Raw genomic sequence first — 24,769 nt, 5'->3', positions numbered from 1 at the left:
CTCGCTACAGCGTGACCTCGGCGGCCGCGCGCGTGCCGTCGTCTTCGTAGTTGTCCACGCCCGCGAGGTGGCGGCCTGCGATGTATCCGAACGTCAGCGCCGGGCCAAGGTTGATGCCGCCGGCCGGATAGTGGCCACCCATGACATTGGCTTGGTCGTTGCCGGTGACGTAGAGACCGGGGATGGGGTCGCCGTCGCTGGTGAGCGCGCGCGACGTCCCATCCGTGTCGATCCCGGCGAACGTGCCGAAACTCCCGGGAACCACCCGCACCGCATAGAACGGGCCCTTCTCCAGGGTGCCTAGTGACGGGTTGGGCTGGTTGCCGGGATCACCGCCGTAGCGGTTGAAGGCCGTCCCGCCGCGCCCGAAGTCAGGGTCGACGCCGTCGCGCGCGTTGGCATTGAACCTCTCCACCGTGCGGCGCAACTCTGCGGGGTCGATTCCGCATTTCGTGGCAAGCTCCTCCAACGTCCGGCCCTTAATGAGGTACCCGGATCGTAGGTAGGGGAACAGCGGGACGGGCAAGGGTTTGGCCATTCCCAGCGGGAACCTGCGCACGAACCGGCTGTCCGCTATCTGCCACGACTCAACGGTGGCACCTTCCGGCGTCGCTGCCAGGAGCGCCTCCACGTAGTCGTAGTAGCCATTGGCTTCGTTCACGAACCGTTTTCCGTCCGCACGGACCCCGATGCTGCCCGGCTTGGCACGGTCCATGATGTGCGGGAACACTCCGGTCCGGCCGTTGCGGTACGGCACCAGCGACACCGGACACCACGCGGCGGGCGACTTCACGTCTGTCCTGAAACGGGCACCCACGGAGGTGGCAAGGCTGATGCCGTCGCCCGTGGTTTCATCCGGCGACAAGGTCCAGTGCTCCCGGCCGGTAGGGGTCTTGGGGAACAGTTCCCTGCGGCGCTGGACATCGTTGGGAAAGCCGCCGGTCGCCAGCACGACGCCGCGTCCAGCCTTGATGTGAAGCTCACCTTCAGGCGAACGCACGACGGCGCCGGTCACCTTGCCGTTGTCGTCGCTGAGCAACGCTGTGGCAGGAGTGGAAACGCGGATATCGACACCCAGGTCATCAGCTGACTTCATGAGCCTGCCGGTAAGGGCCGTGCCATTGACCAGCTGCATGTTGCGGCGGTGGACCAGCACATCCAGGAGGTGGAAAGCGAAGCGCCACCCCGCGTGGAAGATCCCGGCGGGGTTGCCCTTCGATGCCGAGAGGAACTTGCTGAGGTCCGGACCGGCCATGATTCCCATGCCCAGGAAGGACGTCTCGTACAGTTGGTGGCGCATCTTGGCACGCAGGGCAGGTTTGATGGCCCGGGCATTGAGGGGTTTGGGACCCACGGAGCGATGGCCCGTGCCCGCGCCGGGAAGTTTGCCGTAAATGTCGTTGATCCTGCTGCCGGCGACGAACTGCAAGGACGTCTTGTCCTGGAAGAATCCCACCATGTGTGGTGACGCTTCCAGGAAGGCTTCCACGTTCTCTTCCCGGTAATCTCCGCCGAGGACTGCCCGGAGGTAGGTCCTGAAGGTTTCCTTCTCTTCGGTGACGCCTTCGGCTTTCGCCAGCGGATTACCGGGAGCCCAAGCCCATCCCCCGGACCATGACGTGGCGCCGCCGCAAACATCGGCCTTTTCCACGACGATGACTTTCAGTCCGTGATAGGCCGCTGTCACAGCCGCAGCGAGGCCGCCCGCCCCGGAGCCAATGACGAGGACATCGCAGTCCTGGGTGGGGAGGGAAGGGGTGCTGTTCATGAGGTACTCCAGGTAAATGCGGGGGTATTGAGGACAGAGTCTGCTGCCGCCTTCAGCTGTTTGGCCCAGGCGAGTTCGCCCATGGCGGCCACCCGGCTTCCAGAGGGGGTCTCGACGCTGACGGGGACCACTGGGGGGAAGGAGGCGAGCATGGCCGTGAGATCGAATGCGCCTTCCCCCGGTACACCCCGCTCCAAGCGGGACTCCAGGATCAGCCCTTCCTTGCCCGGTGGCGGGGTGGCCGGTCCATCGCAGAGCTGGATCATGGGAACCAGGTCTGCAGCGTCTTCGAGTTCTGCCCATGTGCCGCCGAAGCGGTTGAAATGGAGCGCGTCCACCACGATTTTGCAGTCGGCAAAATCGGCGAGCTCCACGGCTTGCGGGATTGACCGGACCTTCTGGTAGGAAATGGGCTCCAGCGTGGGGACGATCCCGTATGCGGTGCCGTCCTGCGTCATCTGCGCGAGGTGGTCCCCAAATCGGTCCAGATCAGGATCGGCGCAGGCAACAGTCAGCGTGGATGCGCCCAGAGCCTGGCCTGCCTCCATCATCCGCAACCAGGCTTCGCGTTGGTCAACGCCGTTCTGCAAGCCCGTTCCGTCCAGGAGCAGGAATTCGATGTCTTCCACAGTGATCCCGGTGTCAGCCATCCGCGCCAGGGTTTCCCTTAGCATGGGCGAGCCCGGCTGAAGGTTGTAGGACCGTTCCGTGGCGGTCACCGGGCGGACGCGGGCTCCGATGAAGTCGAACCCGGCCTGGCCGGCGATGGTCACCAAGTCCGGGGGCGCGGTTCCCACCAGGGACAACTGGGCGAGCCCGAGCCGGCGTATCGGTGTGCCAAGGGGTGGAAGGGCAATGGGGGCAGAGTCACCGGCTTGGTGGGACTCTGCGGCACCGGGATCGCCGCTACGCTGCGAGATCGCCGAAAAGCTCCGGCGAACCGGCACGTTTCCAGCGACCTCGGTACCATCGCTGCCAGGACCGGCAGCCAAAGCAGCAGCAATCCGTTGCGCAGCGTCGTATCCGCTCTTGACTGCGTTGGACACGATGGCCGGAGACGGATCGACGACGGTCCCGGCCATGGCTACAGGGATGGAGGCCACGCCGTCCCCGGATTTCCATGCCTCTACAGTGGCAGATCCTTCCACGGGAAGTACGGATCGTGAGACCAGCAACTCACCCGGGGCTTCGACCCACTGGTCCTCAACACCTTCGCGGCTGATGCGGACGCGGTTGCCGTCAAACTCCTCGATGGTGCTGGACAGGAAGATCCGCACCCGCGGGTTGGCTTCCAGTCGCGGCACTGCCAGGATCTTGGCCCGGCGGCCTGACTCCGGGGCCAACGACTCCTGGGGCCCGATGATCGTCACCGCGGTTCCCCGGGAAGCCAGGGTGTCGGCCACGCTCATCGCCACAGCATCGGCACCCCAGATGGTCACTGCCTCCGGAACGACCGAGCCCCCAGCAGCGGCCGGACCACCCGAAGCGGCCAAGCCACCCAAACCGGCTGGACCCTCCGAATCGGCCGAGCCAGCCGCAGCGGCCGGACCATTCGAAATGGCAGCAGCGGCCGGACCCTCCGAATCGGCCGAGCCAGCCGCAGCGGCCGGACCACCCGGAGCCACCGGACCATCCGAAACGGCCGCACCCCCCGAAGCGGCAGCAGCGGCAGCACCGCCGTCGAGTACTTCCGGATGAGCGGCCAGCCATTCCCGGATATCCAGGACGCGAGGCGAATCACTGCCGGCAAACCCGGCTGCCGGCAAACGACCCCCGGTGGCGATAACAACTGCGTCGGCTCCAAAGTCACGGGCCAGCGCACCGGCGTCGGAGGTGTCAACGCGGGAACCCAAGCGGACGTCCACGCCCAGGCGCTCGTTTTCCAACGTTGACCAGTCGGCAAAGCGGTGGAAGTCCGGCGTGGACCTCATGCGTTCAGCCAGGGCAAACTGCCCGCCGGTCCGCGACCCCTGGTCCACCAGCGTCACACGGGCACCGGCTTGGGCGAGTTCGCGGGCGGCGGTGAGCCCGGCAGGACCGGCACCGACCACCAGCACTGTGGAATCCGGACGGACGGCCGGGGTGGGAACCGGTACCCGGGACCGGCCGACAGCAGGATTGACGGTGCAGGTGACTTGCCCGAGTCCGAGGTTGTCGATGCAGACGTTGCACGCGATACATGGCCGGTAGCGTTCGCCCCGCAGGACACCGCCAACAAAAGCAGGATCGGCATGGATGGCACGGGCCAGGCTGACGAAATCGCAGGTGCCCTCCGACAGTACTTCTTCAATGATTTCCGGGCTGTTGAGCCGGCCGGCCATCCCCAGCGGCAGTCCGAACCGTCGGTAGGCCTTGGCGTAATCGGCAAGGATGCCGGGCTTCCACTCCCCCGACTGGACGATCCATTCGCCGGCGTCGTAACTGCCCGCGGAAAGGTCCAGGAAGTCGAGCTTGTCGAGGTTGGCTTTGGCGATGATGGCAACTTGCTGTTCGGCGCTGATGCCGTCGGCGGGGCCTTCCACCACGGAGACGCGCATGCCCACGATCGTATCCGGCACGGCCTCTCGAACAGCGTCAATGACCAGGTTCATGAAGAACTCCGGGGCGGCAAACTCGTCCGTCCGGTGGTTGGAAATCGGCGACATGAACTGGTGGATCAGGTACCCGTGGGCGCCATGGAGGTTGATGACGTCGAACCCGGCGGCAACCGCACGGCGGGCCGCAGCAGCATACGCGTCAACGAGTTCGTAGCACTGGGCAGCGGTGAGTTCCAGCGGAACCTCTCCACCCGCCGTCGCGCACGGAACCGGCGACGGCGCGAGGTTCTGGAACCCGGACACTGCGGACTGCGCGGTGCGGCCGCCATGGTTGAGTTCGACGGCGGCCAGGGCACCTTGGGCGTGCAGGGCGTCGGTGAGGCGGCGCAGGCCCGGGACCATCTGGTCGGTGTGCAGTCCAAGTTGGTGCGTCCGGCCCTTGCCGTCCGCCCGGACGTAGGTGGCTTCGGTGGTGACCATGCCCAGGCCCGCCTTGGCGCGGGTTACAAGGTAGTCGATGTACTGCTCGGTGATGTAACCATCCGCGGTTCCGTAATTGCGTTCCATGGGAGCCGAAGCCAGCCGGTTGCGGAGGGTCCGTGGGGTGCGGCCGTTGCGGCCGAGGGTCAGGGGCGATGCCGCTGATGGTGAGGCTGCTGATGGTGAGGCTGCTGATGGTGACGTTTCCATGGTCAGCCCGCCACCTTCACGGGACTTCCCAGCCGGCTGATCGCTGGCCGGGCGGAGGGAATGGCTGTGTGGGCGGGGTGGGCCGGCGCAAAGCGGACCGGCTCGCCCGTGCGCGAGGATTCGTAAACAGCAAGCAGGATCCGCAGCGACTTCAGCGCATCCTGGCCGGTAATGGCCGGCTCGGTGCCGCTCTCCAGGGCCTGGACAAAGTCCTGCACCTGCAGTTTGTGGAACGGGATGAGCTGGCCGTTGATGATGGACAGGTCCACGTTGGGCTCCACGCCTTCGGGATGTACAGGCTCGACGACGATCCTCCCATCCGCCGCCCACAGGTCCAGGCGGCCATCGCTGCCTTCCGGGAATTCCGTGAGGGATGCCGAGGCGCCTGTTTCACCGGTGATGCGGAGCTGGATCCCGAGGTTGGGCGATACCGCTGTGGATGCCTGCAGGGTTGCCATGGCCCCGGAAGTAAAGGTGATCACCGCCGTCGCGGAATCCTCCACCTCTATATAGTCGCCGTGGCGGTAGGTGTTGACCTTCCCGTAGACCTCGGCGACATCCCCGAGGTACCACTGGAGGAGGTCGATCTGGTGGACGGCCTGGGACATCAGGACCCCGCCACCATCGCTCTCCCAGGTGCCACGCCAGGCGTCGCGGTTGTAGTAGTCGGGTGCGCGGTGGAGCATCACTGAACACTGGGCCATGATCGCTTTGCCAAGAGTGCCGTCGTCGATCGCTGCCCGGATTTTCTGCGACGCCGGCCAGAAACGGCGCTGGAACAGGACCCCCAACTGGACCCCGGCTTCATTGCAGGCAGCCACCATGCGTTCGGCAGAGTCCAGCCTGGTGGCAATGGGTTTTTCGCAGAGGACGTTCACTCCTGCGGCCGCAGCCTGGAGCACCACTTCTTCGTGGGTGGGGTGCGGCGTGCAGACGGAGACGATGTCCAGGTCCAGTGCCAGGAGTTCGTCCACGCTGGTGACCGCGTGCGGGACTCCCCAGCTCGCGGCCGTAGCCGAGGCCCGGTCCGGGTCCACATCGCAGACGCCCACAATGCGGACGTTGTCCAAGGCGCTGAAGGCTTCCAGGTGGTTGCGGGAAATGGCGCCGCAACCCGCGATTCCTACGCGGAAGATGCGGGGTGCCGGTGCTGGCGAAATCATGGGGTGATCCAACTTTCGGGACATATGAGTCGGTTGCTTGGGCGAGTCGGTTGCTTGGATGTATTGGTAAGGGACGGTGCCGGGCGGCTGGGAGCCGCCGCCCGGCGTCGTGCGTTCTGTTCTGCCGGGGCGTGCCTACTTGATCCGCGGTTTGCCGAGGTCCTCCAGCGGAACGTTGTAGGTTTCGCGGGCCGTCATGATGGCGATGGCCGAAGCCACCAGGCACAGGATGGTGAAGCCCGCTACGGGCCACCAACCGTTCGGTCCGGGCTGGGCCAGGAGGGTTGCGATGGCCGGTGCGAAGCCGGCCAGGATCAGGCCGATCTGGCTGCCGATCGCCATGCCGGAGTAGCGGACCGCTGCCGGGAACATCTCCGGGAAGAAGACAGTCCACACCCCGTTCCAGCAGGAGTAGAAGACGGTCATGTTGAGGAAACCGAACAGGAAGATCAGGGCAATGTTCTGCTCGCTGATGGCCCAGAAGTAGCCGATGGTGGTCAGTGCGCAACCGAGCGCTCCTACCAGGAGGACCTTCTTGCGGCCGATGCGGTCCGAGATCATGGCCGAGATCGGGATGGTCACCATGGACAGGCCGATGGTTACGGCGTTCACGGTGAGCATGAGGGTGCGGTCGATGCCCACGGCGGGACCGGTGGCGTAGGCCAGGGCGTACACAGTGAAGGTGGTCTGCATGACGGAGAACAGCATCACCACACCGACGCGCAGGACATCGCGCCACTGGGTCTTCATGACGGCGACGGCGGGAATGGCCTTGGGCTTCTCGTTCTCCACGATTTCTTCGAACACCGGTGGTTCATCCAGCCGGGTTCGGATCCAGTAAGCGACGGCGAGGACCACTACCGAAAGCCAGAACGGTACGCGCCAACCCCAGCTCAGGAGCTGGTCTTCGGGCAGCGCTGCCAGCGGGATGAAAACGATGGTGGACAACACCATTCCCGAGGCGTACCCGGTCATCACAAAGCTGGTGAAGAAGGCGCGGCGGCCTTCGGGCGAGTGCTCCATGGTGAGGGTAGAGGCGCCTGCGGCTTCAGCACCGGCAGAGAAGCCCTGGGCCAGCCGGCCCAGCAGCAACAACGCAGTTGCCCAATAGCCCAGCTGTCCATAGGTGGGCAGGAATCCGATGCCGATCGAGGCCATACCCATAATCACGAGAGTGACCATCAGCGCCTGCTTCCGGCCGATCTTGTCGCCATAGTGGCTCATCACCAGCCCGCCCAATGGCCGGGCAAGATAGCCGACGCCGAACGTCGCCATGGCTCCGAGCAACGCCACCACGGGGTCCCCGCCGGGGAAGAAGATCTTGGGGAAGATCAGGGCTGCGGCGGTGCCGTAGATGAAGAAGTCGTAATACTCCAGGGTGGATCCAAGGAAGGAGGCGAGCGCCGCCTTCTTGGGCATTTTGACGTGGTCATCCGGGCCTGTTCCGGCTGGCTGTGTGCCATCCCGGCCTGTTCCGGCCGGCTGTGTGCCAAGCGGCGAGGCCGCGTTGTTGACGTCCGAGGGCGTGTGCTGCTGCACGTGTCCCATACTGTCTCCTCATTGAGTGCCGCGGGAGTGGCACCGCCATGGTGCCTTGCCCGGCAAAGAATTGGACGAGGCCTCGTCGCCGGCTGCTGCTTTGTTGTGCAGCCCGCCCGGTGGCCGTTGATAACGACTCCCGTAGCTGTGCTCCAGATCACAGGCGATTGTTCCTCTGGAATCGACTGTAGGACCCAGGTCACATGGCGCGGTGCAACTTCCCGTTGAACGGGACAGGTCCCGTTCGCTGGCTATTCAGCTCCGGGGTGTGACAACCATGGACGGGAACCGTAGGGGCGCCGTTCAGCACCCATGGTCCGGGACAAACCGCGGCCTGCGGCCACCAGGACCGGAAGGATCAGTCCGGCGTCCTCCTCAACAGAAGGCACGACGACGGAAATGGCACCTATGACGGTTTGGCCCTGGCCGAAGACCGGCACGGAATAGGCCGTGTTCTCCTCGATCAGGACACCCACCAACCGGGCGTAGCCCCGCTCGCGGATCAGGGCCAGGTGGCTCCTGATCTTTACCGGGTCGATCTCCGTGGCCTGCGTTGTCTGCTCCAGCTTTCCTGCAAGGAAACGATCCTGCACCCAGCCTGGCATGTGCGCCATCATGGCCATTCCGGAGGACGTGGTGTGGATATCCAGCCGGCCTGCCACCTGTGCCAGGTTCATGACGGTCCCATGCCGGTCCAGCCGCTCGAGATAGAGCACACTGTTGGTCTCCACGTCCGGAATGGAGAGGGCAACGTGCTCCTGCACAGCGGCGTGGACACCTTCCAGGAACGGCAAACCACGGCGCCGGAATTCTTCCAGGGGGTTGCTGCGGGAGGCCAACTCCCACATCTTCATTCCCACGCCGAACTCGCCTTCGGCATTGCGCTCCAGGAGTCCGTTGGCAGCCAGGTCCATGGCCAGGCGGTGGACGGTGCTGCGGGACAAACCGGTGATCCGGACCATGTCCTTCAAGGGAAGCCAAGGACGGCCCTTTGAAAACGCGTCCATGATCTTCACGACGCGTTCGATCACGGACTCCCCCGACGCCGAGTTGGCCATGATGCCTCCGTAGTGCTTTTCCGGTCGGCTGCATCGCGGACCTCGAAACCCAATATAGCCTTGCACTGGAGCGCAAAATCCGGGAGGCAACGTGGAACTGCGGCAAATTGAGGCCTTCCTGGCAGTAGCTGAGGAGCTGCACTTTGGCAGGGCGGCAGAGCGGCTTCGCATGGCACAGTCACCGTTGAGCCAGACCATCAAGAAGCTGGAAAAGGGTCTGGGCGCACCGCTGTTTGAACGCAACACCCGGTCCGTCACCCTGACCACGGCAGGCCACTCGCTGTTGCCGCATGCCCGCAGGATCCTTGAGGAAGTGGACTTGGCGCGGAGGGCCGTCAGCGCCGGGACCGGGACCATCTACGGAAAACTCGCCATCGGCTTCTCCGGCGCGTTGAACCATGCCACACTGCCCCCACTGATGCGGGCCCTGCGGCAGCATTACCCGCAACTCGACGTCACGCTGCATGGAGGCCTGCTCACCCAGGAAGCCCTTCAGCAGCTGGGCAACGGCTCCTTGGATCTGGCCTTCATCGGCCTCCCCATCGACGCCCCCGCGCTGGCCACCCGTCGCATCGCCACAGAGCGGCTGGGGGTCACCCTGCCCGCGGACCATCCCCTGGCTGGACAGGCCTCCGTGCACATGGCGCAGCTGGCCGGTGATCCGTTCATCACCATGCCCGCCGCCCAAGGCTCCACCCTGCGCGAAGTCACCTTCGCCGCGTGTGCCGCCGCTGGCTTCCGACCCCGGATCAGCCAGGAAGTCTCCGATCCCTACACTGCGTTGTCCCTGGTGGCCGGTGGCGTTGGCATCAGCGTCATGCCCGCCTCCATCGAGGGGATCATGCCCGCCGGCATCGTATTCCTGCCTTTGGAAGGCGACGACGTGCTGCTGTTTTCCGGGCTCGCCTGGAACCCGGGAGCAACGACGCCCGCGGTCCGGGCTGCGCTCGCTGTGGCCGAAGACGTGCTCCCCGCTCCGAAGGACTAGAGACTATGTAGTTTATACACATAGTTTTAGACCAACTAAGTATTGGACAAGGCCTAATGAGTTGCCCAGCATTGAGGGAAACCACCACCACTCAATGAAGAGGACAACCCGATGCCCACGTTTGCCGTTACATACACCTACTCCGACGCTACGTCCGCCCGCCGGGATGCCGTCCGCCCTGCCCATGTGGAATTCCTCAAGGCCCAGTTCGACGGCGGCCGCCTCCTCAAGAGCGGCCCCTTCGGCCCGGAGGAATCACCTGGGGCGCTGCTGATCCTTACCGGCGAAACCAAAGCGGACGTCGAAGCCCTCATGGACCAGGACCCGTTCCACCAGTCCGGCCTCATTGAGGAACGGACAGTTCAGCAGTGGAACATCTTCTTCGGTGCGGATGCCCCTGAGCCTGCAACCGCGCAGAACTGAGCCCAGCCGTGTTGTCCGCGATCACTGTCGCCAAAGAGACCATTTCCTTTCAGGACTCCCCCGATCCCACCGTTGAACCGGGCCACGCCCTGGTCCGGGTCCACAACGTCACGCTGTGCGGAACCGACCTCCATATCTGGGAGGACGACTACCCCACGGAACTCCCGTTGATCCAAGGCCACGAATTCTCCGGCATAGTCGAGGCCCTTGGACCGGAGGTCCCCTGCGATGCGGGAGTCACCGGCAGAGCCACCACCACAGGCACCGCTTTCAGCGTCAGCATCGGCGACCGCGTAGCAGTCAACCCCATCATCTACTGCGGCCAGTGCCGCCCTTGCCGCACAGGCCGGTACAACGTCTGCCAGAACGTGGGCTGCCTGGGCTGCTATTCGAATGGGGCATTTACCGAACTGATCAGCGTCCCGGTGGAAAAGCTGTGCCCTGTACCGGACGATCTTCCGCTGGACATCGCCGCCATGGGCGAGCCTGCCTCGATTGCCATGCAGGCCGTCAACCGTGGGCGACCCGAGCCCGGCGAAACCGCGCTGGTGCTGGGAAGCGGCCCCATTGGGCTGCTGGCCACCTTGTATCTGACGGAACTGGGCGTCAAGGTCATCTGTGCCGACACTGAGCAGCACCGACTGGATCTTGCAGTGGAATTCGGCGCAGCAGACACCCTGCTTGTGGCCCCGGGAACCGACTTCCCGGATGAGCACCAAACGCATCGCCTGGACACTCTGACCGACGGATACGGACCGCAGTTGGTCATTGAAGCCACGGGGGTTCCTTCCTCCCTGGAGAATGCCATCAGGCTGGTCGCCAGCGCGGGCCGGATTGTCCAGGTAGGCATCTCGCCACGGCTAGCCAACGTCTCCATGAAGGACATTCCCTACAAGGAACTGGATCTCCTGGGCAGCCGGATGAGCTTGAACCTCATTCCGGAGGGGCTCGCCCTGCTGGCCCGGCACCCCGGACAGGCCCGCACGCTCATGACCCACCGCTTCCCGTTTTCCGAGCTGCAGAACGCCTACCAACTCCTGCAGGGCCGGACAGAAAAGATCGGTAAGATCCTGATCGAGATGCCTGCTGGGAGCCCCGCATGAGCACCTCAATCATCACCGCACCCCACCAGCTCAACGGACGCTACGACGTCGTGGTCATGGGCAGCGGCGCCGCTGGCCTGGTTGCCGCCGTCCGTGCAGCCGATGCCGGGCTCAGCGTCCTGGTGGTGGAGAAGGCCCCGCTTTTGGGCGGCACCACCGCTGCTGGTGGCGGCGTGATGTGGGCGCCGGACAACCACCTCGCCAAAGGTGCCGGGTACCAGGACAGCCAGGCCGACGGCGTCGCTTACCTGACCGAGGCGGCAGGCCATGTGATGACGGCCGGGGAAATCCAGTGGTACGTGGCCTCTGCGCCGCGGGCTGTGGAGTTCCTCGACCGCAAGACCAAAGTCTCCATGGTTCCCATTGCCCGCCCGGATTACCACATGGAGTGGAAAGGGGCGGCCAATGGTGGCAGGGGCCTGGACAACAACGCCTTCGACCCCCGGGACTACCCCGGGCTTTCGGAGTTGGTCCGGCCGTCGTCGTACTTTCCGCTGCTCACCATGACCGAACGGGATCAGCTCAACGGCCGCGCCGCTGATCCCGCGCTGCTGGAACACCGGGCCTCTGCGGGAATCCGGACCATGGGTGGCGCGCTGGTGGGGAGCCTGGCGGCGAGCGCCCTGGATCGGGGCGTGCAGATCGTGGTGTCCAGTCCTGTGGAGGACTTGTCGCGGACGGGTGACCGGTGGGAGGTGGGCCTCGGCGGAACCTCCGCGGGCGCGCGGGTGTCAGCGACCGCCGTCGTGCTTGCCTCTGGTGGCTTCGAATGGAATCCGCGGCTTCGCAGCGCGTTCCTTCCGTATCCGGTAACCCCCATCAGCGCCCCGTCCAATGAGGGCGACGGCTTGGTGCTCGGCCTCAAGGCCGGCGCCGCGGTGGAGGACATGTCCGCGGTGTGGGGAGTTCCGGTCATTTCGACGCCGGCCCATCTGTACGACGGGCAGCGGTCAGGCCGCATGGGAAACGTGGAGATGACCCTTCCGGGCTCCATCACGGTGAACAGCGACGGCAAACGATTCGTCAATGAGGCCCTCAATTACCACGATGCCGGCAGGGTCTTTGCGTCCATCAACCCACACACCGGACGGCAGCAGAACAATCCGGCCTGGCTGGTGTTTGATGCGGACTACCTTGGCAAGTATCCGGTGGCGGGCTCAGTGCCGGGCGAACCCGCAGAGTGGATGGCGTCCGCACCCACCCTGGAACTCCTGGCAAGGGAACTGGGCATCGATCCGGCCGGCCTCCATGCCACGGTTGCCCGGTTCAATACAGACGCAGCACTTGGCGCGGACACCGAATTCGGGCGCGGTGCATCGCCACAAGACCGATTCCTGGGTGACGCCGGGAACCTGCCCAACCCGTGCCTGGCCCCCTTGCTGGCTGCGCCGTTTTATGCCGTTCCCATTCGGGCCGGCGTGCTGGGGACATCGGGCGGGTTGGCCACGGACTTCAGTGGCCGGGTCCTGGACCACCGGCAATCACCGATCCCGGGGCTCTACGCCGCGGGGAACGTCTCAGCCGGCGTCTTCCGCAACAACTACCCCGGCGGCGGCGCAACCCTTGGCTCTGCGATCACCCGCGCCTTCGCCGTGGGGGAAGATCTCGCGGCCCGGCTGGCGTAGCGCAAGGTGTAGGTGTGTGCGCCGCTGGGCGTGGGCGCCGCTGGGGGTGGGGTCAGGGGTCCTCGGTTGAGGGTTGGGTGGCCGGAGCCCGTGCCACCCGGGTGGTGCGCCATGTGTCCAGCGCAATGACTGCACCAAGGACCACCAGTGAAAGGGATATGGATGCCAGGGTGTCCGTTAGCCAGTGGTAGCCGAGGTACAGCCGGCTCACTGCCTGGGTGAGGATCCCCGCAACGGCCACGCTGAATCCGGCAACTACGGCCCCTGGCCCGTGGCGGCCGCGGGACAGGACGAGGAACGCGCCCACTAAGAGGAAGTCCGAGGCCCCCAGTACATGACCGGAGGGAAACGAGTACGTGGTGTCCCCACCCAGCAGCATCTGTTCCACCGGTGGCCGGGGCCGGTCAACCAGACGCGAAATGACCTGGGCAAGGATCACGCCGGTCAGCATCGCGCCGGCCAACAACAAAGGCCGCCAGGCGTGGCGGGCCCGGAACATCCAGACCACTGTGGAGGCCACCACAATGATGGGCATGGCAACGGGGCCGAAAACAGTGGCAAGGACGGCCATGGTGACGGTCATCGCCGGGGACCGCTGGTTGTCGAACCACGAATTGACCGGACCATCGACGCCCGCCACGAACGTCTTCTGCTGGACCCCGGTGAGGAGGAGCAAGAAAAACCCGGCACCAACCATCGCCAGCACCAAAGCGGCAACATACAGCCGCTTCCGTGTGGGCTCGGTGATCTCCCGTTCCTGAACGGTGAGCTTTCGGTCCAGAAGCCTGAGTATCCCTGCACTGTGACGACTACCGCTCATTGACCCTCCGCGAGTGCGCGCGATACCAAATCCTGGACATCCGAAGCCCGCGTGTTCAACATACTCCCTTCCCGTTCCACCAGGGAGGTGGTTTTAGCGGGTCAGGGTGACGTGGATGGTGCCGCTTTCGGCCACTTCGGATGTCACTTTGTGGGTCAGCTCGAATGCGCGCAGGTCATCCCACAGCCGGTTGCCGCGACCCAGGAAAATGGGAGCGATCGTCAGGTGGATCTCATCAACCAAGCCGGCACGCAGGAAGTCCCGGGCCGTCCCGTAACCACCGCCAACGCGGACATCCAGGTCACCTGCCGCTTCCTTGGCCTCCGCGAGCACCTCCTCGATTGCGGTGTTGCGGAAGTGGAAGGTGGTTCCTCCCGACATCGGGATCGACGGACGCGGTGCTGTGTGGGTGAGTACGTAGACCGGGGTTCCGAACGGCGGATTGTCACCCCACCAGCCCTTCCAGTCCGGGTCATCGGCAAACGCGTGAAGTCCGAACATCCCGGCGCCCATGATCTCGGAACCGACGCCCTCAAAGAAGGAGACTGCGTGGCGATCATCCAGTCCTGTGGTTCCAGCGCCGCTGGTATCGCCGAACACCTTCTGCCGGAAGGTCCGGGTGGCGGCATAGGACTCAGTGAGGCGCCCCCAGTCAGCACCCATGGGCTGGTCCGGAGTGGGATCGGCAGGGGTGTATCCGTCCAGTGAGGTGAACAGGTCCATGCGAACGCGGGTCATGTCGTCATTCCTTCGGTTCGGTGAAGCGGGGGTATGGTGTGGCGCCGGCGACACCACCGGATTCAGCGCGCGTAGAGCTCCGTGAAGTTCCTGAGCACCCGCATGGGCTCAGTCACCCCGGAGTTCCGGGCGACGGCAATAAGTTCGTCAGCCTCGTGGGGTGGGAAGTATCCGGCGTTCTTGTAGATGTTGATGCGCGTGATCAGGCCGTCGGCATCCAGTTCAGGGTGGAACTGCGTGGCGTAAAGGTTGTTCTTGATGCGGAACATGTGAACAGGACAGGCAGCCGAGCTTGCCAACAGCACTGCGTGTCCGGGGAGTTCGCTGCATGCTTCCTTGTGGCCCACAAAAGCATCGAAGGTTTGGGGAACGCCGCGAAGCATGGGGTCACGCGCACCCTCAGCGGTGAGCTGGATTTCCGTTGGCCCCACAGGTTCGCCAAAGCGCCGGTCAATGGTGGCTCCTTGATGAACGCCCAACGTTCCAACTCCATAGCAAGCGCCCAGGAACGGGAAATCCTGGGCCACAACCCGGTCCAACAGCTCCGAGAGTTCCGCCTCCACCCGGACTTGGGCTGCGCTCTTTTCCTCCACAGGATCACTGGAGGTGTACGGGCTGCCGCCGACGATTACTCCGGAATAGTCGGCGAGATCAAGGGGCGGCAACGGCTCGGATTCCAACCGGAAGCGGACAAGTTCTTCCGGTTCCAGGCCGCAGTAGCGCAGATACGCCTGGTACTCGTCATCGGCTGCGGCGTCTTCGGCGCGGGTGGCCAGCAAGAGGAAGGGCTTCACACGCCCAGTCTGCGCGAGGAATGCCTGCCTGACAAAGTGTGTTGCTGGTTGGAGGGGGTTTCTGACAGAGACTCCCTCGCATCGCCGGCGCTGCATAACGTTGTAGGAACCCCATGAAATAACCATCCCCCGAGGAGCCATCTCTTGACGCAGGACCCCGTGATCGTCGGAACGCCATCAGCCAAGGCGTCGACTGCTGAAACGCAGCAACCGAAGAAGATCCCCTGGGGTGGGCTTCTGGTCCTCGCCGCGGCCGGGTTCACCGCGGTGACCACTGAACTCCTGCCCTCCGGCCTGCTCCCCCAAATCAGCCGTGACCTGGGTGTGGACGAGTCGGCCGTGGGTTCCTTGACCGCGGTTTATGCGGCCATCATCGTCTTCACGGCACTCCCGTTGTCCCGGTTCCTGGCAGGCAGGTTGCCGCGGAAGACCCTCCTCATTGCCACGGTGCTGGCATTTGCGCTGAGCAATGTCCTCCTCGCCCTGAGCCCCACCCTGGGATGGGCCATTGGCGCCAGGCTCCTTGGCGGCATCGCCCATGGCATGTTGTGGTCCAGCATGGCACCATATGTAGCCCGCATTGTCCCCGCACACTCCGTGGGTAAATCCATGGCCGTGGTCTTCAGCGGCAACAGCATCGCGCTGGCCGTCGGTGCTCCCATTGGAACCCTGATGGGTTCCCTCATGAGCTGGCGGACCTCCTTCCTGGTCCTGGCCGGGGTGGGTGTCCTGCTGGCATTGTTGGCCTTGTGGCTGCTCCCCGGCGCCCATGACCAGGCCAGCCAAAAGACCCCGTCCCTCCGTGCGGCCATGAAACTCCCCGGCGTGGTTGCGATCGCCATTGCCTGGCCGCTCCTGCTGCTGGCGCACTTCACCCTCTTCACCTATGTTGCTCCGTTCCTCCTGGCCTCGGGGCTTCCCGAATCGGCTACCAGCCTGTCCCTTTCCGTGGTGGGAATTGCCAGTTTGGTGGGTATCTGGATTGCCGGCATGACAGCGGACTCCCGGCCGCGCACCTCGGTGATTGCCGCCGTCGGACTCTTGGTTGTTGCATTCGCCCTGCTGCCGGCGCTGGGCGGCACGTGGGTGGGCGCGTTTGGACTGATGACGCTCTGGGGCATCGCGTTCGGCGCGGTGGGCATCTACAACCAGGCTGCGATTCTCCGTGCCGGCGGCGAGCACAAGGATGCTGCCAACGGCCTCACCGTGGTGACCATCCAGCTGGGTATCGCCGTGGGCGCCGTCTACGGGGCATTCGCCCTGACCACTGTGGGCGCACAGCTGGTACCCCTGGCTGCCGCAGTGCCAACCGCGATTGCCCTGGTGATCATCGTTGCGAGTCGTCGCGGCGGCTACCCTGCCGGGGGTCGGGAGAAGCGCCGTTAACATTTTCGAAACACGCCAGTGACGTGATCTTCACGAACGGACGATTTCTGTAACTTACCTGCAACTTAGCTCTTCTGAGTCGGAAACATAGCTCACCGAATATTGATCGGGGGGTTGATGTGGGCCGGAAACAACGGCCCCGTTTCGGACAGGCTCAATGAGAAGGGAACGCAGGTGGAAATCTCTGCGCAACACGTCTGGATGATGTTGTCGGCGGCAATGGTGCTGTTCATGACCCCAGGCCTCGGCCTGTTCTACGGTGGCATGACCCGCGCCAAGGCTGCACTGAACATGATCATGATGAGCTTCATCTCGGCTGGCATCGTTGGCGTGGTGTGGGTCCTGTGGGGCTACTCGATGACCACCGGCGACGGCTTCCTCGGCTTGTTCGGCAACCCTTTCGCGCACTTCGGCCTGCAGGACCTGATCGGCTCGCCGGACCTCATCAAGGCAGGTTTCGCTGCCACCTTCGCCATCATCACCGTGGCCCTCATCAGCGGCGCAATTGCCGACCGCGCCAAGTTCAGCGCCTGGGCCTTGTTCGTCCCGATCTGGGTCACGGTTGTCTACTGCCCGCTGGCTTACATGATCTGGGGCGGTGGCCTCATGAGCGCAGACGGCGCCCTTACCCGGATTTTCGGCCAGGTCATCGACTTTGCCGGTGGCGCAGTGGTTGAGGTCAGTTCCGGAACCGCCGCTTTTGTCCTCGCATTGATCGTGGGAAAGCGTCACGGATTCGCCAAAGACCCCAACCACCGCCCACACAACGTCCCGTTCATCATGATCGGCGCAGCCATCCTCTGGTTCGGCTGGTTCGGATTCAACGGCGGTGCCGCCACCACAGCGGAGCAGGCCGGCCTCATCTGGATCAACACCCTGGTCACACCTGCTGCGGCAATGCTGAGCTGGCTTGTTGTGGAAAAGGTCCGCCACGGTCACCCCACATCCTTGGGTGCAGCGTCCGGTGTGGTGGCCGGCCTGGTGGCGATCACCCCGTCCTGCGCCAACATCAGCCCGCTCGCTGCCCTGGCACTGGGCCTCGTAGCCGGTGCCGCGTGTGCAGTATTCGTCGACCTGAAGTACAAGTTCGGCTTCGACGACTCCCTTGACGTGGTGGGCGTCCACTTCGGCGCAGGCGTCATCGGCACCCTTTCCCTGGGCTTCCTCGCCCTGCCGGTGGACGGCGTCGGCGGCGGGCTCCTCTACGACGGCGGTCCGCAGCAGCTCATCGCACAGACCGTGGCGGTCCTGGTCACCATCGCCCTCTCCGGTATCGGAACGCTGGTCATCGGCCGGATGATTCACAAGGCCATTGGATTCCGGGTTCCCCTTGAGCACGAAGTCACCGGCGTGGACCTCACCCAGCACGCCGAGTCCGCCTACGAGTTCGGCCTCACCGCCCACGGCCACTTCCGCCAGCAGCAGGCGCACCTCTCGGCCCTCATCGGGGGGAAGCCCGTTCCAGCTCCGGGGGCCAAGGAAGACAGCTTCGCCTGACGGCACGCTCAACAAACAGCAGCCGACGGCGGAACGTGAGTCCCGCCGTCGGCTACTGTTTTGTGCTCGCCCCGGTTGGGTTAGCCGGAGCCGTTCCAGAGGCGCTGCCACCACGTCCGTTTGCCCTGGGGCTCCGGCTCAGGCTCAGGCGGGGCTGCAGCTGCCCTGCGCTCCCGCCACTTTTGAACCTCGGCGTCCACGTCGCGGAGCTTGGTGATCACTGGCGGGCCGCCCTGGAGTTGCCGCCGGGCTTCGATGACGCGTTTGTTGAAGTCCTCGAGGATGTCGCGGACCTGCTTGTCCGTGTATTGCTGATCCAGTTTGGCCTCGAGTTCGCCGTCCTCGATGCGGAGCAGGATGGCGGGTGGTCCGATCCCGCTCAGGCGTTCGCGCTGGATGAGGCCTTTGACCCACCAGTCGGGGTCATAATGCTCCCCCAGTCCGGGGATTGGTTTGCCGGCGTACTTGAGGTTGTCGAACTTGCCCTGGCTCATGGCGTCGCGGATGAGGTACTCAACCCTTGCGGCGTCGTCTACTTTCCGGCGCTTCTCGCGTTCCTCGGCGTCGGCGGCTTCGAGCTCGGCGTCTTCTTCCGCGTTGCCGCCCCAGGACCGCACGGCCCGCAGTTCCGCGCCGCGCTCAAGCTTGCGCCTGAAGGCGTTGTTCCCGGCGTTCATTTTCCCGCCACCTCCTCACACGGCAGCCCCTCGCCTGCCGGACATCCTCATTCCAGTATTCCGCACGTCGGCTTGGTTTAAGGAGGTACCCCCACCACCCACTTTGAAACCGCCACGGCCCCCGCCACGCCGTAAATGGGGCGTGGCGGGGGCCGGTCGGAGGCCAATGCAGGTGGTGGAGGTACGGCGGGAATCAGGCACCGCCAGAGGAGGCACAGCCGGTGGAGCCTCAGCCGGAATCAGGCGCGCACAGCCATGCCCGGATCCAGCTGTTCAATGCCCTCCGCCGTCACCAGCACAACGCGGGCCGTGCAGATGTCGTAGAACAACCCAGTGGCCTGGACCTGGCCTGAACCCAACGCCGGACCGGTGACGGGGTGGTCCTCCAGCTTGCGGAGCTGCATGGCGATGTTCACCATGCTCAGTTGGTCCAGCCGGCTGTACCCCTCGACCTCGGCTGCGCGGGCGACGGGATGGCCGGCGAGCAAAGCCGAGTAGCTGGGCCGCGCGTGCTCCAACCACTGATCAAAACCGGCGCCCAGGGCAGCCGCTGAACCCTCAGCGTCAGCTATGACGGCCTTCATGGCACCGCAGTTGGAATGGCCGCAAATAACAACTGAATCCACGGACAACGCCTTGACCGCAAAGGACAACGCGGAATCGATGGAGGCGTCCCGGCCGTCACTGCACACCACGTTGCCGATGTTGCGGAGCGTGAGCAGATCCCCCGGCCCGCTGCTGGTGATCAGGTTGGGGTTGACCCTGGAGTCGACGCACGCCACGAACAAGGTGTCCGGATTCTGGCTTTCCGTCAGGTCTTGGACCAGTGGACGGACCTTGTCTGCGTGCCGGCGATGGTATTTGTCGATGCCCAGGAGGATGGACCGCAGCGGCGGCTGCCCGCCGTCGTCGTCTGCTGTTGTTTTTTCAGCGGAAGGCAACCAGGACGTGCGCGGCGGCAGGGGGAATTCGCGCAGGTCCTGCCGCTGGGGAGTGTTGTCCTCGGCATCGGTGAAAGCAGTGGTTCCGTGTTCTTCAAGGACCACGGAGGCGCCGGTGTTGCGGTGCTGTTTCTGCCAGGCCACAAGTGCTTCACGGAAGGCGTGGTCGAGGTAGTCGGCGTTCAGTTCCACCACGGCGTCCTGGCCGGCGGGCACGGAGTGCAGGACGCGGTTGAGCCGGGGCAGCGCGAAGAAACTGCACGAGCCGGCGATGGTCACGCGCCACGGCAGGCCGGAACCTGCGGGTGCGTGGGCGTGGATCTGTGCCCGGAGCACCCGCCACAGCACACACAGGGCGGCCAGGGCCAGGCCGATCATGACGCCTTCGAGCAGGTTCAGGACCACCACGCAGATGAGGGTGACGCTGTAGACAAGGAGCTCACCGGTGCGCAGGCTCGTGCGGATGTCGGCGACCTTGACGAGCTTCGCGCCAATGACCAGCAGCAGGCCGGCCAAGACGGACAACGGAATGAGTTGGATGAGTCCGGCGAACAGGGCAGAGAACACCAGGACCCAGACACCGTGCAGGATGGCAGATGAGCGGCTCTTGGCGCCGGCTTCAACATTGGTGGCGCTGCGGACAATCACGCCGGTCACCGGCAGGCCACCGAGCATGCCCGAGACAACGTTGGCGGAACCTTGGCCTACGAGCTCGCGGTTGAGGTTGGTGCGGGAACTGCCGTGCATTTTGTCGACGGCCACCGCGGACAGGAGAGATTCGATGCTCGCGATCAGCGCCACCGTGATGACGGCCATGGACGCGGCCCGCCAATTGCCGTCCGGCAGGCTTGGTAGTGCGATGGCATCGAAGATGGAGCCGCTGAAGCTGATGCGCTCAACGTTTGGTGCCACTGCAACGGCCAAGGCGGTCACGGCGACGACGGCGGCCAACGGCCCGGGAATTTTCCGCACCGCCGCAGGCAAGTATTTCCAGGCCATCAGGATGGCCACCACGGCAAGGCCAAGCAACGCCGAGTGGAGCTCCACATTGGTGATGGCCGCGGGAAGGGCTGTCAGGTTCTCCATCGCGGACCCTGCGGCCTGCCCGCCGAGCAACACGTGGGCTTGCTGCAGGATGATGGTGATGCCGATGCCGGCGAGCATCGCTTTGACCACCACGGGCGACACTGCCAACGCGGCCCGGCCAATACGGCTGACACCCATCAGTAACTGCACGACGCCGGCACCCACTGTGATGGCGCAGGTCACCGCCCAGCCGAATTCGTCCACAAGACCGGCGACGACGACGGTCAGCCCGGCGGCGGGGCCGCTCACCTGCAGTGGGGAGCCGCCCAGGCTGCCTGCGACGATGCCGCCCACGGCTGCGGCGATGAGACCGGCCATGACAGGGGCTCCGGAGGCGGCGGCGATGCCCAGCGACAACGGGAGTGCTACGAGGAAAACTACGAGGGACGCGGGAAGGTCCGCGCCGAGGTTGCTGAGGAAGCTGGGCTTGGCTGTTCCCTTGCCCGGGTTGGTACCCGGCGGGCTGTGCGAGTCGGTGGGAACGGTAGCGGAATCGTTGGGCTGTGGCATGGGTGGTCCTTGAGCTCGGGAATGCTGACCCCTCCAAGCTACGGAAACTGTCACGGTTAATGACAACAAGATGTGACAAGCATGACAAAAGCTGTGAAGATGCGCTTCATCTTGGGACCCAGAGGAACTTTTATCGGGGTGGAGCGCGTTGGGGCGTTCGCGGGTCGCCGTCGTTCTTTTGCTTGGCGCACCCATAACCTAAGGCCCCTTAGTTTAGGCTTGGCTCCATGAGTCAACCCGAAGCCAGGCCTGTACGCATCAGTTCCGAACCCGTTCAACTGCAGGCGCTCGAACCCATGCTGGAACAGGTCCAGGCCGCGGTGGGTGACGTTCCGGCGTTGTTGGCATTGGCCAAGGAGATCGGCCACACAGCCCCGAAGCCCGGCGAAGGCAACACCGCCAAGCTCTGGGAGTTGCTCGCGTCTGTGACCGCAGTGGATGTGGCCGCCGGGAGGGTGCTTGAGCCACACCTGGATGCCCTTGCCATCCTCGCCCAAGCCGCCCACCCCGCCACACCCGAGGGCGCTTGGGGAGTCTTCGCCGCCGAAGGCCCCGGCCTGAAGCTCGAGGCAAAGCGCGACGACGCCGGAAACTACGTCCTCAACGGGTCCAAGCCGTGGTGTTCCCTGGCCGCAGAACTGGATGGTGCAGTGATCACAGCCCACACCGGGCACAACAGTCGGGCCGCCTTTGCCGTGGACTTGAAAAACCCCGGGGTTTCCTGCGAAACACCGCTGTGGACCAGCCGAGGGCTGCAGGAAATCCCCAGTGGCACCGTCCACTTCGACCAAGTCCCCGCAACCCCTGTCGGCGGTGAAGGGTGGTACTTCGCCCGTCCCGGTTTCGCTTGGGGTGGCATGGGAGTTGCTGCATGCTGGCTTGGCGGAGCCGTGGCTGTGGCGCGGGACTTCAGGACCGCGCTGGCGAAGGGCGCGGACAACGGCAGGGAACCGGACCAGGTGGCCCTCGCCTCCCTGGGTGAGGTGGACCGAATCCTCACATCCGTCACCGGGTACCTCGCCCAAACCGCCGAGCGGATAGACACCGGCGAGCCGGAAACTCCAGACGGCCACAACAGCAACTCCCCCAGCGCCTGGAGCCAAGCGCTCCGTGTCCGCGGCACTGTTGCGGCCGCCGTCGAGCGCGTCCAAACGGTAGTGACTCAAAACCTCGGGCCGGCTCCGTTGGCATTCAACGAGGCGTACGGCAAACGGATGGCGGACCTGTCGCTGTACATCAGGCAGCACCACGCCATGCGGGACGATGCCCAGCTGGGCGCCCTGACCTTGAAAGGGGACTGTGGATGGTAGCTTTCACGCACGCCGACGTGGGCACGCCGGAACAGGACTGGGCGGCTTCGGGCGTGGCTGCGCTCCCTGAACTCCCACTGGACACAGCCGAGCTGGCGGCTATGAAGTTCATAGTGCTGGCTGCGCATCCGGACGACGAATCACTCGGGGCCGGTGGCCTCCTGGCCAAACTGCAGGCGGCCGGCGCGGCAGTAGAGATCATCCTGTGCACCGCAGGCGAGGCCTCGCACCCGGATTCGCCAACCACGACGCCGGAACAGCTTGCCGCTGTCAGGCTCGCCGAGTTCGGCACAGCGATGTCCGGGCTGGTGCCGGGGGCGACGTGGCGGTATTTGGAATTCCCTGACGGGAAACTGGCCGCCTCTGCTGATCGGATCGCCGCAGCGGTTGCGGAGAGCACCGCGGGGCATTCACCCCAGAACGTGGTGATCGTGGGTCCCTACCGGTCCGACGGCCATACGGACCACGACACCCTGGGCAGCGTAGCCGCCGGAGTAGCAACACAACGCGGCTTCGGCCTGTTGGAGTACCCCATTTGGTACTGGTTGTGGGCAGGAACTGAAGACTCTGCGTGGAAGGAATGGGTACGCCTGCCCCTGGGCCCGGCAGAACAACACGCCAAAGCGACCGCCATGCACGCCCACGCCTCACAGACCGGGCCGCTCTCCGAAAAGGCAGGCGACGAGACGCTGCTGTCCGCGACCTTCCTGGAGCACTTCACCAGGCCGTGGGAAACGTTCGCCTGGCATCCTTCCACGGCGGGGAACAACAGCGCCGCGGACGCTGAGCGGATCTTTGATGAGGTCCACACCCGGGACACGGACCCGTGGAGCTACACCACCAGCTGGTATGAGCGCCGGAAGAGGGCCCTCACCATGGCGGCCCTGCCACAGGAGAGCTACGAGTCCGGTCTGGAGCTCGGCTGTTCGATTGGCACCCTCAGTGAGGAACTGGCGCAACGCTGCCGGAATTTCCTGGGAGTGGACGCCAGCAGCGCAGCCTTGGCCCAGGCAGCGGAGCGCCTCGCGAACTACCCGTCAGCGGAGGTCAAGCACCTCACCATGCCGCATGAATGGCCTGATGGCACATTCGATCTGGTGGTTCTGTCCGAGACGGGTTATTACTTGTCCCGGGAAGAGCTCAGCGAACTGCTAACAAGAATTCAGGCCTCAACTACGCCCGGCGGAACACTGCTTTTGTGTCATTGGCGGCACCCGATCTCAGGCTGGGAGCTCGACGCGGAATCCGTGCACGCCCTGACCCGCACCCAGCTCCGCTGGCCCACCCATGGGCTCTACCAGGAGAAGGATTTCATGGTGGAAGTCCTGGTGGCGCCGGACAGCTCGACATGACCGAAGCACCGCCGGCAGGCATCAGGAACGTGGCCGTTGTGATGCCCGCCCATGACGAGGAACAGCGTCTGGGCCGGGCGCTCAGCGGGTTGCGCAGTGCACTGGACACTCTTGAAGTGGAGCACCCCGGGGTGGGCGTTTCAGTCACGGTGGTCCTGGATAACTGCACGGACAACTCCAAGGAGATCTGCACTGCCTTCAGCGCCGGCGATCCCCGTTTCCGCAATGTCACCGTGAAGCTGCGCAGCGCAGGGGCCAGCCGCGATTATGGCGTGCGGACTGCCCTGGACGGCCTCCAACACCCCGGGACTGAAACCGGAGCAGGACCCGAAACCGTTTGGCTCGCGAATACCGATGCCGATTCCACAGTCCCCCGTCATTGGCTGGTACGGCAGGTCGATCTTGCCAACAACGGCGCCGACGCCGTCCTGGGCTCGGTGGAACCGGACCCTGCCGATGTGGACCCCGCGGTGCTGGGACGCTGGCTGGCGCTGCACCCGTTCCGCGAGGACCACTCCCACATTTACGGAGCCAATCTGGGCATCAGGGCTTCGGCCTACCTCGCGGCGGGCGGATTTCCTTTGGTTCGTTCCCACGAGGATCGTGGATTAGTGGAGCGTCTTCGCCGCCACGGTTTCACGGTAACGTCCACGGACAGCATCCGGGTGGTGACCTCGGGCAGGACCGAAGCCCGGGCACCGCAAGGCTTCGCGGCCTACCTCCGCGGCTTGGGCGCCGAACTTCCTGCCGCAGCCAGGGGCTGA

General features: G+C 64.8%; 19 protein-coding genes. 9 read left to right on the top strand and 10 right to left on the bottom strand.

The features are described 5' to 3' along the window. Window positions 1-4: 4 nt before the first annotated feature. The 5 genes from AC6JA3_RS04215 to AC6JA3_RS04195 form a co-directional block, all read right to left on the bottom strand. Window positions 5-1,768, bottom strand: a complete 1,764-nt coding sequence (locus AC6JA3_RS04215) for an FAD-dependent oxidoreductase (protein WP_347782656.1) — start codon at window positions 1,766-1,768, stop codon at window positions 5-7. Beyond that, the gene (locus AC6JA3_RS04210) at window positions 1,765-4,995 is read right to left on the bottom strand and encodes an FAD-dependent oxidoreductase (RefSeq protein ID WP_497919916.1); all 3,231 of its coding nucleotides are present in this window, start codon (window positions 4,993-4,995) and stop codon (window positions 1,765-1,767) included. Before AC6JA3_RS04210 ends, AC6JA3_RS04215 begins: the two co-directional genes overlap by 4 nt. Before the next feature lie 2 nt (window positions 4,996-4,997). Beyond that, window positions 4,998-6,158 carry a Gfo/Idh/MocA family protein gene (locus tag AC6JA3_RS04205; protein WP_497919915.1) on the bottom strand — a complete coding sequence of 387 codons (1,161 nt, stop codon included), beginning with the start codon at window positions 6,156-6,158 and terminating at the stop codon, window positions 4,998-5,000. Window positions 6,159-6,293: 135 nt separating this feature from the next. Continuing rightward, window positions 6,294-7,706 carry an MFS transporter gene (locus AC6JA3_RS04200; protein ID WP_254779410.1) on the bottom strand — a complete coding sequence of 471 codons (1,413 nt, stop codon included), beginning with the start codon at window positions 7,704-7,706 and terminating at the stop codon, window positions 6,294-6,296. 242 nt (window positions 7,707-7,948) lie between these two features. Next, window positions 7,949-8,755: an IclR family transcriptional regulator gene (locus AC6JA3_RS04195; protein WP_497919914.1), complete on the bottom strand. Its 807-nt coding sequence runs from the start codon at window positions 8,753-8,755 to the stop codon at window positions 7,949-7,951. A gap of 91 nt (window positions 8,756-8,846) precedes the next feature. Between AC6JA3_RS04195 and AC6JA3_RS04190 the strand changes: the two genes are divergently transcribed. From AC6JA3_RS04190 to AC6JA3_RS04175, 4 genes are all read left to right on the top strand, one after another. Beyond that, window positions 8,847-9,743 carry a LysR family transcriptional regulator gene (locus AC6JA3_RS04190; protein ID WP_497919913.1) on the top strand — a complete coding sequence of 299 codons (897 nt, stop codon included), beginning with the start codon at window positions 8,847-8,849 and terminating at the stop codon, window positions 9,741-9,743. Between the two features lie 111 nt (window positions 9,744-9,854). Further along, entirely contained in the window at window positions 9,855-10,166 is a 312-nt protein-coding gene (locus tag AC6JA3_RS04185) for a YciI family protein (protein ID WP_497919912.1), read from the top strand. Between the two features lie 8 nt (window positions 10,167-10,174). Beyond that, window positions 10,175-11,269 carry an alcohol dehydrogenase catalytic domain-containing protein gene (locus AC6JA3_RS04180; protein ID WP_497919911.1) on the top strand — a complete coding sequence of 365 codons (1,095 nt, stop codon included), beginning with the start codon at window positions 10,175-10,177 and terminating at the stop codon, window positions 11,267-11,269. After that, entirely contained in the window at window positions 11,266-12,894 is a 1,629-nt protein-coding gene (locus tag AC6JA3_RS04175) for an FAD-dependent oxidoreductase (protein ID WP_497919910.1), read from the top strand. The genes AC6JA3_RS04180 and AC6JA3_RS04175 overlap by 4 nt, the downstream gene beginning before the upstream one ends. Before the next feature lie 52 nt (window positions 12,895-12,946). Here AC6JA3_RS04175 and AC6JA3_RS04170 read toward each other — a convergent pair whose 3' ends face one another. The 3 genes from AC6JA3_RS04170 to AC6JA3_RS04160 form a co-directional block, all read right to left on the bottom strand. Further along, a complete protein-coding gene (locus tag AC6JA3_RS04170) occupies window positions 12,947-13,714 on the bottom strand; it encodes a phosphatase PAP2 family protein (RefSeq protein ID WP_497919909.1) in 768 nt (255 codons plus the stop codon). Between the two features lie 93 nt (window positions 13,715-13,807). Continuing rightward, window positions 13,808-14,452, bottom strand: coding sequence for a dihydrofolate reductase family protein (locus tag AC6JA3_RS04165; protein WP_347782646.1), 645 nt, complete (start codon window positions 14,450-14,452; stop codon window positions 13,808-13,810). 62 nt (window positions 14,453-14,514) lie between these two features. Continuing rightward, window positions 14,515-15,246, bottom strand: coding sequence for a glutamine amidotransferase (locus AC6JA3_RS04160; RefSeq protein WP_497919908.1), 732 nt, complete (start codon window positions 15,244-15,246; stop codon window positions 14,515-14,517). A 144-nt stretch (window positions 15,247-15,390) separates the two neighbouring features. Between AC6JA3_RS04160 and AC6JA3_RS04155 the strand changes: the two genes are divergently transcribed. Together AC6JA3_RS04155 and AC6JA3_RS04150 are read left to right on the top strand one after the other, a co-directional pair. After that, the gene (locus AC6JA3_RS04155) at window positions 15,391-16,632 is read left to right on the top strand and encodes an MFS transporter (RefSeq protein ID WP_431768456.1); all 1,242 of its coding nucleotides are present in this window, start codon (window positions 15,391-15,393) and stop codon (window positions 16,630-16,632) included. Between the two features lie 174 nt (window positions 16,633-16,806). Continuing rightward, entirely contained in the window at window positions 16,807-18,129 is a 1,323-nt protein-coding gene (locus tag AC6JA3_RS04150) for an ammonium transporter (RefSeq protein WP_347782645.1), read from the top strand. 80 nt (window positions 18,130-18,209) lie between these two features. On the opposite strand, the gene AC6JA3_RS04145 is transcribed toward AC6JA3_RS04150, so the two are convergent. Both AC6JA3_RS04145 and AC6JA3_RS04140 read right to left on the bottom strand, forming a co-directional pair. After that, window positions 18,210-18,806: a DnaJ family domain-containing protein gene (locus tag AC6JA3_RS04145; RefSeq protein WP_026541956.1), complete on the bottom strand. Its 597-nt coding sequence runs from the start codon at window positions 18,804-18,806 to the stop codon at window positions 18,210-18,212. Between the two features lie 239 nt (window positions 18,807-19,045). Beyond that, a complete protein-coding gene (locus AC6JA3_RS04140; RefSeq protein WP_347782644.1) occupies window positions 19,046-21,343 on the bottom strand; it encodes a SulP family inorganic anion transporter in 2,298 nt (765 codons plus the stop codon). A gap of 227 nt (window positions 21,344-21,570) precedes the next feature. On the opposite strand from AC6JA3_RS04140, the gene AC6JA3_RS04135 reads away from it, so the two are divergent. The 3 genes from AC6JA3_RS04135 to AC6JA3_RS04125 are packed head-to-tail and all read left to right on the top strand — an operon-like array spanning window position 21,571 to window position 24,769. Then, window positions 21,571-22,653: an acyl-CoA dehydrogenase family protein gene (locus tag AC6JA3_RS04135; RefSeq protein ID WP_347782643.1), complete on the top strand. Its 1,083-nt coding sequence runs from the start codon at window positions 21,571-21,573 to the stop codon at window positions 22,651-22,653. Next, window positions 22,647-24,005, top strand: a complete 1,359-nt coding sequence (locus AC6JA3_RS04130; RefSeq protein WP_347782642.1) for a PIG-L family deacetylase — start codon at window positions 22,647-22,649, stop codon at window positions 24,003-24,005. The genes AC6JA3_RS04135 and AC6JA3_RS04130 overlap by 7 nt, the downstream gene beginning before the upstream one ends. Continuing rightward, window positions 24,002-24,769: a glycosyltransferase family 2 protein gene (locus tag AC6JA3_RS04125; RefSeq protein ID WP_347782641.1), complete on the top strand. Its 768-nt coding sequence runs from the start codon at window positions 24,002-24,004 to the stop codon at window positions 24,767-24,769. The genes AC6JA3_RS04130 and AC6JA3_RS04125 overlap by 4 nt, the downstream gene beginning before the upstream one ends.

The organism is Arthrobacter sp. TmtSoilC79, assembly GCF_059739405.1.
This window is presented reverse-complemented; position numbering and strand designations above follow the sequence as displayed.

What these genes read in the sequence shown, in the direction of transcription:
- AC6JA3_RS04130 (WP_347782642.1), top strand. Translation starts at nt 22,647, where the DNA reads ATGGTAGCTTTCACGCACGCCGACGTGGGCACGCCGGAACAGGACTGG.
- AC6JA3_RS04185 (WP_497919912.1), top strand. Translation starts at nt 9,855, where the DNA reads ATGCCCACGTTTGCCGTTACATACACCTACTCCGACGCTACGTCCGCC.
- AC6JA3_RS04215 (WP_347782656.1), bottom strand. Translation starts at nt 1,768, where the DNA reads ATGAACAGCACCCCTTCCCTCCCCACCCAGGACTGCGATGTCCTCGTC.
- AC6JA3_RS04205 (WP_497919915.1), bottom strand. Translation starts at nt 6,158, where the DNA reads ATGATTTCGCCAGCACCGGCACCCCGCATCTTCCGCGTAGGAATCGCG.
- AC6JA3_RS04135 (WP_347782643.1), top strand. Translation starts at nt 21,571, where the DNA reads ATGAGTCAACCCGAAGCCAGGCCTGTACGCATCAGTTCCGAACCCGTT.
- AC6JA3_RS04125 (WP_347782641.1), top strand. Translation starts at nt 24,002, where the DNA reads ATGACCGAAGCACCGCCGGCAGGCATCAGGAACGTGGCCGTTGTGATG.
- AC6JA3_RS04145 (WP_026541956.1), bottom strand. Translation starts at nt 18,806, where the DNA reads ATGAACGCCGGGAACAACGCCTTCAGGCGCAAGCTTGAGCGCGGCGCG.
- AC6JA3_RS04195 (WP_497919914.1), bottom strand. Translation starts at nt 8,755, where the DNA reads ATGGCCAACTCGGCGTCGGGGGAGTCCGTGATCGAACGCGTCGTGAAG.
- AC6JA3_RS04210 (WP_497919916.1), bottom strand. Translation starts at nt 4,995, where the DNA reads ATGGAAACGTCACCATCAGCAGCCTCACCATCAGCAGCCTCACCATCA.
- AC6JA3_RS04170 (WP_497919909.1), bottom strand. Translation starts at nt 13,714, where the DNA reads ATGAGCGGTAGTCGTCACAGTGCAGGGATACTCAGGCTTCTGGACCGA.
- AC6JA3_RS04140 (WP_347782644.1), bottom strand. Translation starts at nt 21,343, where the DNA reads ATGCCACAGCCCAACGATTCCGCTACCGTTCCCACCGACTCGCACAGC.
- AC6JA3_RS04200 (WP_254779410.1), bottom strand. Translation starts at nt 7,706, where the DNA reads ATGGGACACGTGCAGCAGCACACGCCCTCGGACGTCAACAACGCGGCC.
- AC6JA3_RS04175 (WP_497919910.1), top strand. Translation starts at nt 11,266, where the DNA reads ATGAGCACCTCAATCATCACCGCACCCCACCAGCTCAACGGACGCTAC.
- AC6JA3_RS04165 (WP_347782646.1), bottom strand. Translation starts at nt 14,452, where the DNA reads ATGACCCGCGTTCGCATGGACCTGTTCACCTCACTGGACGGATACACC.